The sequence below is a fragment of the Nocardia sp. NBC_00511 genome (assembly GCF_045161165.1).
GTDB lineage: Bacteria > Actinomycetota > Actinomycetes > Mycobacteriales > Mycobacteriaceae > Nocardia.
In genome coordinates this window covers 3,699,008-3,709,678 of record NZ_CP107849.1, presented here as the reverse complement: position 1 = coordinate 3,709,678, position 10,671 = coordinate 3,699,008, and the positions used below count along the sequence as shown (strand labels likewise).

General features: G+C 64.4%; 15 protein-coding genes and 1 pseudogene. 3 read left to right on the top strand and 13 right to left on the bottom strand.

What is annotated here, in order from left to right; all coding sequences use genetic code 11:
* Positions 1–7 precede the first annotated feature (7 nt).
* A complete protein-coding gene (locus OG300_RS17495; RefSeq protein WP_405497217.1) occupies positions 8–226 on the bottom strand; it encodes an integrase in 219 nt (72 codons plus the stop codon).
* 647 nt (positions 227–873) lie between these two features.
* Complete coding sequence (locus OG300_RS17490; RefSeq protein WP_405497215.1) at positions 874–1,014, bottom strand: hypothetical protein; 141 nt, start codon at positions 1,012–1,014, stop codon at positions 874–876.
* Positions 1,015–1,700: 686 nt separating this feature from the next.
* Between OG300_RS17490 and OG300_RS17485 the strand changes: the two are divergent.
* Positions 1,701–2,259, top strand: a pseudogene (locus OG300_RS17485) (carbonic anhydrase).
* On the opposite strand, the gene OG300_RS17480 reads toward OG300_RS17485, so the two are convergent.
* From OG300_RS17480 to OG300_RS17450, 7 genes are all read right to left on the bottom strand, one after another.
* Positions 2,251–2,916 carry a TMEM175 family protein gene (locus OG300_RS17480; RefSeq protein WP_405497213.1) on the bottom strand — a complete coding sequence of 222 codons (666 nt, stop codon included), beginning with the start codon at positions 2,914–2,916 and terminating at the stop codon, positions 2,251–2,253. The pseudogene OG300_RS17485 and the gene OG300_RS17480 overlap by 9 nt on opposite strands.
* 41 nt (positions 2,917–2,957) lie before the next feature.
* Positions 2,958–3,482, bottom strand: a complete 525-nt coding sequence (locus OG300_RS17475) for a DUF6790 family protein (RefSeq protein WP_405497211.1) — start codon at positions 3,480–3,482, stop codon at positions 2,958–2,960.
* 84 nt (positions 3,483–3,566) lie between these two features.
* Entirely contained in the window at positions 3,567–3,989 is a 423-nt protein-coding gene (locus OG300_RS17470) for a MarR family winged helix-turn-helix transcriptional regulator (RefSeq protein WP_405497209.1), read from the bottom strand.
* Between the two features lie 211 nt (positions 3,990–4,200).
* Positions 4,201–5,073, bottom strand: coding sequence for an NAD(P)H-binding protein (locus tag OG300_RS17465; protein WP_405498579.1), 873 nt, complete (start codon positions 5,071–5,073; stop codon positions 4,201–4,203).
* Positions 5,074–5,081: 8 nt separating this feature from the next.
* Positions 5,082–5,495, bottom strand: coding sequence for a hypothetical protein (locus tag OG300_RS17460; RefSeq protein WP_405497207.1), 414 nt, complete (start codon positions 5,493–5,495; stop codon positions 5,082–5,084).
* A 57-nt stretch (positions 5,496–5,552) separates the two neighbouring features.
* On the bottom strand, positions 5,553–6,074 hold the full coding sequence (locus OG300_RS17455) for a MarR family winged helix-turn-helix transcriptional regulator (RefSeq protein ID WP_405497205.1): 522 nt from the start codon (positions 6,072–6,074) through the stop codon (positions 5,553–5,555).
* Positions 6,075–6,147: 73 nt separating this feature from the next.
* Positions 6,148–6,636, bottom strand: coding sequence for a hypothetical protein (locus OG300_RS17450; RefSeq protein WP_405497203.1), 489 nt, complete (start codon positions 6,634–6,636; stop codon positions 6,148–6,150).
* Positions 6,637–6,964: 328 nt separating this feature from the next.
* On the opposite strand from OG300_RS17450, the gene OG300_RS17445 reads away from it, so the two are divergent.
* Positions 6,965–7,261: a hypothetical protein gene (locus tag OG300_RS17445; protein WP_405497201.1), complete on the top strand. Its 297-nt coding sequence runs from the start codon at positions 6,965–6,967 to the stop codon at positions 7,259–7,261.
* A 125-nt stretch (positions 7,262–7,386) separates the two neighbouring features.
* Entirely contained in the window at positions 7,387–8,097 is a 711-nt protein-coding gene (locus OG300_RS17440) for an enoyl-CoA hydratase/isomerase family protein (RefSeq protein ID WP_405497199.1), read from the top strand.
* 8 nt (positions 8,098–8,105) lie between these two features.
* Here OG300_RS17440 and OG300_RS17435 read toward each other — a convergent pair whose 3' ends face one another.
* The 4 genes from OG300_RS17435 to OG300_RS17420 all read right to left on the bottom strand — a co-directional run bounded on the left by OG300_RS17435 (position 8,106) and on the right by OG300_RS17420 (position 10,353).
* On the bottom strand, positions 8,106–8,288 hold the full coding sequence (locus OG300_RS17435; RefSeq protein WP_405497197.1) for a hypothetical protein: 183 nt from the start codon (positions 8,286–8,288) through the stop codon (positions 8,106–8,108).
* A gap of 187 nt (positions 8,289–8,475) precedes the next feature.
* Positions 8,476–8,760 (bottom strand): hypothetical protein, encoded by a 285-nt coding sequence (locus OG300_RS17430; protein WP_405497195.1) that lies wholly within the window; start codon positions 8,758–8,760, stop codon positions 8,476–8,478.
* Between the two features lie 68 nt (positions 8,761–8,828).
* Positions 8,829–9,794 (bottom strand): CorA family divalent cation transporter, encoded by a 966-nt coding sequence (locus tag OG300_RS17425; RefSeq protein ID WP_405497193.1) that lies wholly within the window; start codon positions 9,792–9,794, stop codon positions 8,829–8,831.
* 43 nt (positions 9,795–9,837) lie between these two features.
* Positions 9,838–10,353, bottom strand: coding sequence for a hypothetical protein (locus tag OG300_RS17420; protein ID WP_405497191.1), 516 nt, complete (start codon positions 10,351–10,353; stop codon positions 9,838–9,840).
* Between the last annotated feature and the right edge of the window lie 318 nt (positions 10,354–10,671).

Below are 10,671 nucleotides of genomic sequence, written 5' to 3'. Positions count from 1 at the left end.
GCTTGTCCTAGTTCGCCGAGAGGCGGCGCGCCAGCCTCGACCGCAAATCCTCGATGATCGGAATCGACCGGGCGCGTTTACCTTTCGTGCCCTTGTCGGCCATTCCCCCTGGCCCCGGCGTCGTCTGGCGCCGCAGCGTCCACACCCACTGATCGGCATCGATGTCCCTCACCAGGCAGCTGGACGCCTCACCGATCCGAGTTGCCGTGCACGCCATGAAGATCACGACATCACCCCACCCCTGATTGTTGTCGGCCGCCGCAGGCGGGGCCCTGGACACTCCAACCGCTGGCGATCGCTGGAATGCACAGCAGGCGTGCGCAATTCATCCTCGTCCCACCGGTGAACGAGGGAAGATTGGAGGATGATACTTGCGGCTGCCGATGTCACGACCGCGGTTGTCTCCTCTGCGGTGGTCGCCGCCATAGTCGGCGCTGTGAGCAGCTTCCTTGCCCAGCGATATCTGCTTGTACGGAAGGCGCACATCGATGCCGACGCGATGGACCGACAAGCTCGCCCCGCCTACGAGTCGATGGCTCGACATCGGGGTGTAGGGGCCGGGTCCGTTTGTGCACGGCCCCAGTGCATTCCAGCGCCGCTGCCCAGCGCCGTGATCGGTAGCAGGATCCGTTGTCAGTGAGCACCCTATGGATGCGGTCGAGGCCGTGCTCGGTGAAGAGCCCGACCATGCGTAGCGACCATTTCGCGCGGGCTCATGCCTTGGCTGCGTCCGGCGTTGTCCTGTCATGATCGCTCACATCGTCGGCGAACATCGTTGATGCCCATGCATCGCCCTGTCTAACAGCCTGCTGGTCAGGGAGAGGTCTCTAGGCCGTGCTCGAAACCGCCCCAAACGTGAGTCGTCCCAACTCGTCAGGTGTGCCTCGGGAAGAGGGTGGCCCGCTCTTCCTCTGTAAGGCTGGAGATGGCCAGCACCTGCCACGGGTTGGATCGGTGGTCGATCCATGCGCTGGCTCGAGTTTCGCGCAGCATGATCTCCCGCCAGCGGGACATCCATCGCTCCAGGACCTCACGATTGTCCGGCGCGGTCTCCGGGTTATCGATGCAATGGTTCCTCGCCCCGGGCCTCGGTGTTGCCGAGCTGTCGCGCAACGCGCCCCAGGATCACCGGAGGCCTACAAATCGCGGAATGCGCTGCAAGGGCTGGCCGCGCAGTCACTGATAGTGCGACCGCAGTTGGGGCAACCCTTGTCGGTGCCGATGAAGGGGTGATCCGAGCAGGTACAGCTCTCGGCAGCGTTTCCGCACTCCAAGCAGGTGTTCTTGTTGCCGTAGTTTCGCTTGCTCGCGAAAAACCTTTGCCCTGACAATGATTCCCGCTCAACCGCCCCCAATCCGGCTGGGAGGACCGAGTCGAGGGAGCCCGTCGTCCCAGCGGCGGCCAGCAGCCCTCCGCCTTGCCCCCGGTAAGCCCCGCCCACGCTGTCGGAGATTTCCCGTGCGAGAACCAGTCCGCTCCGGGCCAATTCGCGAAGAATTCGAACCACCTCGTTGGGCATCGAGCCAGTCTAATCTCGCCCGACCTGGACGAGACCGCCGACGATCTGAAACGGGGAGTGTTCCAACACATTGCACCTGGTGGATCGCGTGGCTGTCTCGGGATAGATCGTGCGACAGTCGTTCTCGGTGATCCCAATACTGAGAAGAACTGCTCTGCACCCCCTCAATCTGCCCGATTTGTGAATTTCGGGGTCTTGCGCAGAATCGGAGTATGCCGAACTCGAACCCCATCAGTGCCTGGAAGTTCGGCGATTCTGTTCGGGTGTGGTGATTCGCGGGTTGCCGCTGAGAATCATCTTCGATCAGGGGCTGGGCGATATGTTCGTCGTTCGGACGGCGGGGCATGTGGTCGATAGTTCTGTGCTCGGGTCTATCGAGTACGGCGTGCAGGTGCTGAAGGTTCCGCTGATCGTGGTGCTCGGCCACGACAGTTGTGGCGCGGTGAAGGCGACGATCGACGCACTCGACGGGGGTGCCGTGCCGGGTGGCTTCATTCGCAGTCTCGTCGAGCGGGTTTCGCCGTCGATTCTGCTGGGTCGGCGGGAGGGTCTGTCCAGCGTGGATGATCTCGAGGCTCGCCATGTGGAGGAGACCGGGAAGCTGCTCATGGAGCATTCTCAGACCATCGCGGCGGCGGTCGCGGCCGGGAAACTCGCGATCGCGGGTGTGACCTACCGGCTCGAGGACGGCCGTGCCCAGCTGCGTCGGGTGATCGGTGACATCGGCGAGCTAGCCTGACGGGTTGGGGAGCTGGTCGACCCCGCGTACTCGGTCGATCAGGCGGCCGCCGAAGGTTGCGGACGCTGGTGCGAGAAGCCATGCGTACCAGACGTAAGGGGTCAGCCAGGCGAGGGCGGCGGTGGCGATGAAGATCGCGGCGACGGCGTAGGAGGCGTCGGCGCTGGTACGGAGGTCGGCGGGGACGGTGTGTTCGGTGAGGGTGGAGTTGCGGGCGGCCAGGTCTTTGACCACTGCTTCGCTGGTGAAAAGCAGTGCGGCCGTAGCGGCGAAGAGGCAGACGGCGAGGCTGTTGTTCGGGGCGTGGCCGAAAACTGCTGTCGTGTAGGGCAGGATCGCGGCGAAGAGCAGTAGTGGTGCGTGCCATGCGAGGGTGTGCCGGTCGAGGAGCTTCACCTCGTAGATCAGTGTGTGGTGGCGGCGCCACACCGACCACAGCAGGAAGAACGCCACGACGAACGCTACGAACGAGGCCTGTTCATGCCTGAGGAAGTTGGCCAGGGTGTGGGCATCGACCAGGTCTTCGGCCTCGGGCCGTTTGATTTCGATGACGAGCAGAGTTATCGCGATCGCGAGGACGGCGTCGACGAAGGCGCCGATTCGGTGCGGGTCCCAGCTGGTGTCCCGTCCGGCCGGGTCGCCGTGTTGTGACTGCATCAAGTCTCCATAGGTTGGATGATCCTGTGCGGGTGGGTATTTCAGGCGAAGGCTGGCTGAGCGGGCCGCTCGGCACGGGCCAGTCGCTGTGACCAGACCGCGAGGATGATCATGACCGCGGGGAAGAGGATGTCGCAGACCAGGACTCCGCCGGTGTTGCCGGGGGCGTGGTCGCCGTGGGCGAACCACTGGTAGACGTGGCCGATTGCCGCGCCCCACAGGAACATTCCGGCGCCGAGGCCGATGGTGATGCGTTCGCGGGCGGTGGCCGAGACCGCGCGGAAGGCCATGACTGCGAGTCCGAGGTTGGCGAAGGCGATCTCGAACTGGAACGGGGTTCGGTCGAAGCCGATGGCGGTGGCCATGACGTCCGGGGCGGTCAGGAAGGCGAAGGTCATCCACAGGCTGCCGCAGCCCAGTGCGGCGACGGCCCACCAGCGCTGCCAGGTTTCCAGGGTGGCTGCGCGGGAGGGGCTGTGGCGAGTGCGGATGAGTGCGCCGACGACCGCGATCAGTATCCAGATCAGGGGGAAGGAGGACTGGGCGGCGTAGGAGATCGGGTTCATGACATTGAGTGTTGCATGGTTAATATTAACCAGTCAACACTCAAATTCGTCGAAGCTGTCAAGACTCGAGGCTTCGGGGCGACGCTATGGGCGCGGCTCGAGGAGCTTGGCCAGCGCGGCGGTGTCCTGTAGGTAGCGTTCGTACGGGAAACCTGCTTCGAGCAGGGCGTCGCGCAGCTCGTTCTGGAGTGGTTTGCCGCTGCCGTGGAAGGCATTTCGACCGGCTTCGGTGGTGCTGACCAGTCGCCGTCGGGCGTGCTCGGGGTCGGTTCGGACCTGGATGAATCCCGCTGTTTCCAGTGGGCGCAGGGCTCGGCTGATCGCCGGATCCGACACCGCCAGCGCCTGCGCCAGCTGGTGCTGGGTCGCCGGCTCGATGTCTTCGAGGGTTCCCATCAGCCGTATCTGGCTGTAGGTCAGCGCGCCGGAGTCGTCCACGCGCCGTCGCGTGGCCTCTCCGAGCAGGAACACCACGCGATGCAGCAAATCTCCGAGTCCATCGTCCACACTTCGAACGTATCAGAGTGTTGCCTGGTTAATATTAACCTCGGCGATGAGGTGGCGGACCGCTGTGTCGATGTCCCCAGCGGCACCGTCCAGCCGATTTGCGGCAGCGGTGACCCGGACTGGCGCAGTCTTCCGCTCGAAGCCCATGCGTATCAACGTGATTCGAACCGAATGGTGGCCGCTGAGCTGCTCGCATGCTCGCCGCGACCAGCTATTGGAGGATGCGGGATACGTTGGGGCGGAAAGTATTCACGTGCTCGGCGAGGAATGATTCCAGGGAGCGCGGAGCTCTGCCGAGGATATGGGCGACAGTGTCGTTGGGGTGTTCTGGGTAAGCAACCGCCAGCTGCTGGATCTCGGTGATGTGGTCCGCGAGCCAGCCGGGGAAGCCGGATCGCTCGATGAGTTGTGCGCGGAACTCGGCCGGTGGTAGATCGACGTAGCGGACGTGGGTGTCGAGTAGCCGACTCAACAGGGCAGCCAGCCGCGGATAGCTGTAGGTCGCCGAACCGGTGAGAGTGTATGTGCCTCCGGCGATTTCGGATCGGGTGAGAGCAGCTGCTGCGACATCTGCGATATCCCGGCAGTCGATGTAGTTGCATGCGGCAGCGCCCATGGTGCCGACGATGACGCCCCGCTCGGCTATCTGAGGCGTCAGCAGCAGCAGCTTCTGCATGAAGGCGTAGGGCCGCAGGATCGTGTGCTCGAGGCCGGAGTTGCGAAGAGTCTCCTCGATGGCGTGGTGCCACCGCGCGATAGCAACGGGGGAGTCTTCGCGGGCCGTCGGGGCGGAGAGCTTCACGATGTGTGCGATGCCGGATTCGGCGGCGATCGCGATCACGCGAGTTTCGAGTTCGATCTGGGCCGGGCTGTTGGTCATGGTCAGGAACAGTTGCGATGCGCCCTCGAACGCGGCACGCAGCGAGGCCGGGTCCGTCGCGTCGGCGTAGCGAACGTCAACGGTGTTCACTGCATTCATGTTGGCGCGCAGCCGATCTGGATCTCGGCTCAATGCCCGGCAGTGTATCCCCGCAGTGGTGAGTCGGTGTACGAGCGCGTTGCCGGTCGCACCCGCAGCTCCCATGACGACGATCATCTGTCTACCTTTCGGTGAGTCGAACACCAGCGCCACGTGACTATCGTGGCCGCCAGCGCAGCGGCGATCGGAATGTCGAGGCGGAGCCGATCGGGGAATCCCGCTGCCGTGGTGAGCAGTTGGGCAAGTAGTGCGCCGAGCACGGCGGCTCCGAGGCCGAACATCACAGTCGGGATGGCAGGGGCAGCCTCACGTAGTCCGCGAAATTGGATTCCGCAGCGCTGCAACCACATTCCCAGAACGAATGCGACAACGGCCGACGTACCCGCGATCGAGCTCACCGCGGCGAACACCAGATCCGTTCTGCCCGAGACCAATCCGCTCGCACCCGCGCAGATCGCCGGAGCGGCGTAGGCGACCAGGACTTCCCGCCACAGCACGAAACGTGCCGGGGTCGTTACTGTGCTCATATGATTAGGAACCTAACTATATGGTCATGAGTTTTGCGCGCGGCGACGGTGCGCGATTCAGTCGGTGAGTGCCGTGATGCCCTGGCTGATGCGGTCGAGCAGGTCCAGGAAGGTGGTCCGCTCCCGCTGGGTGAGTCCGCCGACCATGGATTGCAGCCGGCCGAAGTGTTCGGGCGCGACCTCGCGCAGCTTGTCCGCACCTCGGGCGGTGAGGACCACGATCAGGGCGCGGCCGTCCTCGGCGGAGGCTCGGCGGCAGACCAGGCCCTGCTGTTCCAGGCCGTCTATCAGGCCTGTCACCGTGGCCCGGGTGACGCCGAGGACCTCTGCCAGTTGCGAGGGTGCGAGCTCGCCGTCCTCGTCTTCGAGGGCGGCGAGGAGTCGATACCGCCCGGTGGACAGCCCGAAGCGCGCGAAATGCGCCTCGGCGGCCTGGTTGAGTTTCGTTCCCGTACTGAGCAGGCGAACGGCGACGAGCACCGCCTGCGGATCGATCTGGTCTTCGAGTTCATAGCGCCGGAGCTGCTTGCGAGCTTGCCCCAAGGTTGGAGATTCGATGCCGCCGGTCCCGGGTGCCATGCATAAAATATGGCACCTAACTAGTTTGCTGTCAACGTCTGCCGGAGGCCGTTGTGGCGCGCGGAGATTCGCTTCAGAGACCGAGCTGGCTCAGCAATGGGCCGATGATCGGCAGGGAATCGGCGCTACCCGTGCCGCCGCCGGAGGTCGGGGGAGTGCAGCTCTCCCCGGCGGGCGCCTGGTCGACCACGGTGATCGACTCCGGGCCGATGAGGCCGCCGCCGCCGGGCTGAATGCCACGCCACCACAGGGTATGGACGCCGCTGGTGGCGGGCGTCCAGGATGCGGTGGCGTCCTGGCCGTGCTGGATGGGCTGCTCGCTGCCGATCATGGCCGCGGTGCTGAGGGTCTTGCCGTCGAGGAAGTAGTACGACGAGATCCCCGTTTGAATTTTCGCCGCCGGGACGGTGAGGGTGTAGGTCTGGCCGACGCACTGGAGGGTGCCCGACACCTGCATCCACTCATCGGCGGAGGCTGTCGCGGCCATCGACACCGTGGTCGCGGCCAGGACCGCGATCCCGGCCGCACATGAGCCCACTCGCGTCAGGCTTTGATTCTTCACATCGAACTCCTTGCCTCGGAACTACTCACCAAATGTGTTGTCGCGTAGAGAAGATCGGCCGTAACTCGTGTCGAGGCATCAGTTTGCAGGCTCGCCGAGTCGATTTCATCATGGCCTCCTTCGCACTGTATGAGCCGTCCGTTACGACCGACTGCCGCGAATTGTGGGGGCACACAGCGCAGTAACGAACTCGATCGGTCGTCGGATGACGCACCCGTCGACGCCGCTCGCCGTAATCGGCCCGAGGGGGACGGGGCTGGTCATGCGGATTTGCTATGGTTTCGCCCGTCGAAGTTCATCTCCGTGTCGAAAGGATGATTCAGTAGCCATGACCACAGCTCATCTCGTTCACGCACACCCTGAACATGCGCATGGGGAGGGTTGCGGGCATGTGGCGGTGCCGCATGGCGACCACGTCGACTACGCCCACGACGGCCACCTGCATCGTGCGCACGACGACCATTTCGACGAGTGTGAATCCGGCGAGCACGTGTCTCATCCGCACCAGGATCACGCGCACGGGGAGGGCTGCGGTCATGTGGCGGTGCCGCACGGCGACCACGTCGACTACATCCACGACGGACACCGTCATGCCGCCCACGGCGACCACTACGACGATCACTGACCGGCGAGCAACTCCCTGAATCCCGCAGGCCGTGCGGTCGGGGGACGCCCGTTCGATGATGCCTAGGCCTGACTGGTCAGAGGTGGAAACCGCCTCTGACCTGGTCCATGCGATACCTTGGCAAAATGCCGTATTTGCAGCAAGAAGGACAGGTGTTCATCGCACACCTGGGCAACAAGGGTGAGCGCGATACCGAGAACCGGTTTCATCCGGATTGGGTCGCCGAAATGGACGCTCTCCTCGATGAGGTCGCTGCAAGCTCCGGTCCTCGTGGCCTGGTCACGGTCGGGGACGGCAAGTTCTACTCCACCGGGTTCGACATCGAATGGGGCGCAAAGCATCCCGACCGAATCAACGACAACGTAGCTGGCCTCTTGCGCCTGTTCGCCCGGATTCTCACGCTGCCCATGCCGACCGTCGCGGCCATCAACGGCCACTCCTATGGCGCCGGTGCGTTTCTCGCTATCGCGCACGATTATCGAGTTATGCGCAACGACCGTGGCTATGTGTGTTTCCCGGGCGTCACTCTCGGCGTCAACTACGCTCCCGGCATGGTCGAGCTGGCGCAGTCACAGCTGCCGCTGCCCGTGGCCCGCCGTGCCCTGGTCACCGGGCACCGCTACGGCGGGGCCGAAGCGTTGACCGCAGGCTTGGTCGACGCGGTCGCCGACGAGGGCGATGTGCTGAAATCCGCTGTCGCCTATGCGCAGAGCCTGGCCAACACCTCTGGACCTGCCCTCGGCAACGTCAAATCATCGCTCTATCGGAACGCCACGGCAGCCCTGCTCGGATCCGTCGCGGAATACAACCACGACTCCTCCGCTGCCCGAACGTAATTGGAGAGTCAGAGGGGCATGGTGGCGAGGATCGCGACCGCGGAACCCACACAGCTGCCAGCCAATACGGCGAAGCGGAGCTGGGCGCGTACGAGACGGTGATGCCGCCGTGCCGAGGTGCGCATTTCGGCACTGCGGACCAGGACCGGCCCGAAGGTCCGGTGGGGGAGCGTCTCGTGCATCACGGTCATGAGCGGGGACTACCCCACCCGGGCGGTCCGAAACGCGTAGTTGTTTCGGATCGCCCTCTTGGTCGCCGGATGCCGTTCAGTCGGTGGCGAGATCGCGTCGGGAGAGCCGGACTGAGTGCAGCGCTGGCTACCTCGAAATCTCGAGTCGCCGTGCCTGATCGGTGGCCACCGTGACGATGGGGCGAGGTCAGTCGTGGTCGTAGCGGTCGGCGCGCTGGGAGAGGCGTTCGGAGAAGGTTTCCGTCCATGCTGCGGATTCCGATTCTTCGGCGGTCTCGACTGCGCGGCGGGTCGCCTTCGGGCTGGCTGCGGTGCGGTCCTGTTTCGCGCCTCCGGGGCGGGACTGCATCGCCAAAATTCTTACGCCCCAAGACACGTAGGCTTCCACGCTCATGCCGGCATGCTCGGCCGCACCCTCGAGGGTGAACCAGTCTTCCTCGCCCACGGTGACCGTGATGTCCCTACTCGCCATTCGGTCAACGGTAGTGCCGATCAGGGTCTGTTGCCGGTAAGTGCCGCTTGCTTTTCGTAATTTCGCACTCAGAGCCATCCTTTGCGGCGGAAGAGGGCTTGGACGAGAGCCGCCAGGGTGACCATCACGCCGAGGGCGGCTGGGTAGCCGTACTCCCATGAAAGTTCGGGCATGCCTTCGAAATTCATGCCGTAGATTCCGGCGACCAGGGTGGGGGCGGCGGCGGTGGCGACCCAGGCGGAGATTTTGCGCATGTCTTCGTTCTGGCGGATGCCGACCTGGGTGAGGTTGGCGTTGAGGATTCCGTCGAGGAGTTCGCGGCGGCCGGTGACGCGATTGTCGATATGCCGGAATTGGCGGTCGATTTCGTGCAGGGCCTCGTCGCCGACATTGGCGCTGTAGGGATCTTCGGCGATCCAGGCGGGGAGGCGGCGGCGGACCAGGCGTTCGAGGGGTTCGTCGACGAGTGGGGCGGTGGTCTGTTCGAATTCCATCAGCAGGCGGCGTAGGCGGTAGATCTGTTCGACGGGGTTTTCGCCGTTGGTGGAGAAGACTTCTCGCTCGACCTGTTTGATTTCCCGGTCGAGGTGCTCGAGCAGGGTGAGGTAGTCGTCGAGGATCAGGTCGAGGACGAGACGGAACGCGGCGAGCGGGCCGCCGGTGAGGTCGGTGTCGAACTCCGGGGGAGCGAGTTCACTGCCGACGGTGACGATGAAATCCCTTCCGACAGCGAGCAATACGTCCTCCACGTCGATGGAGACGTCCTGGTGCCGGTAGCGACCGGTGGGCATCGCGATGACCACCGTGTCGCCGTGCACCTCCAAGCCGGGCCGCTGCAGGGACCGGTGCGCTCTGGACAGCAGCACCGGATCCACGCCGACGGCGTCGTGCAGGCGAGCGAGATCATCGTCGTCGAGATCCCGCACACCCACCCACGCGAACGCCCCCGCAGCTTGACCGCGGTGGTCGGAACTCGTTGCCCGGAGCCCGGATAGCGACTGTCCGCCGAGGTAGACGGCATCAACGGTGATCATGTGGGCATTGTGCCTGCCGACCGTTCCGTATTTCCAATTGGAATCAGTGCTGGCAGAGCCACTCGGTGCCGTAGTGCCCGGCATTGCCGCCGTCGAGATGGACCCAGCGGCCGTCGCCCTCGCACGGCGCGCCCTCGACCTGGCCCGAATTCTGTGGGGAAGTCGTGGTGGGTTCGACCGGCGCGGCGGTGGTGTCCGGGCCCGCACCATGATTGGGGTTGGTGCAGATCGTGCCCTCGCACGGCACCCAGGTGCCGTCGCCGTTCGGATTCTGGATGGCGTTCGGCCCGACATAGCTACCTCGCGGACATCCCGGATCCTGGTTCTTCGCACAGTATTCGGCACTCAGGCCGTTTCCGGTGGAGCCGTCCGCACCCCGCTGCCCGACCGTGGTGGTCGGCTGCGCCGGAGGCGCTGTCGTAGTCGGCGCGGTGGATGAGGACGTGGTGGTAGTCGGTTTCGCGGTCGTGGTGGTGGGTGACGGCGTCGAGTCCTTCGAACACGCTCCGGCGCCCGCGATGAGAACCAGTCCCGCCATGACCGACAACAAGCGCTTCATCGTTACCCCATCTCTCCATCACCATTGACGTCGTTCGGAGTAACAGGATATGACGGCAAACTTCGAGTTCCGCTGGTGAACATGCGGAGCGCGGCGTGTTTCTCGAATCACAATGCGAGATCGAGATTATTCAGCGGAGCGAATGGGCAATTCCGAACGTGTGATTCTGCGGTGACTGGAGATGTCAGAGGGCGGTGACCGGCTGCGAACGATGAAACCGTAAGAGCGGCAGCCATTTTGGCAGAATGGTGGCCCGGAGGTTTCGGAGCCTGGCACTCGGCGCGATTCCGGCCTGTCGCGCAGTGGGAAATTCCACTG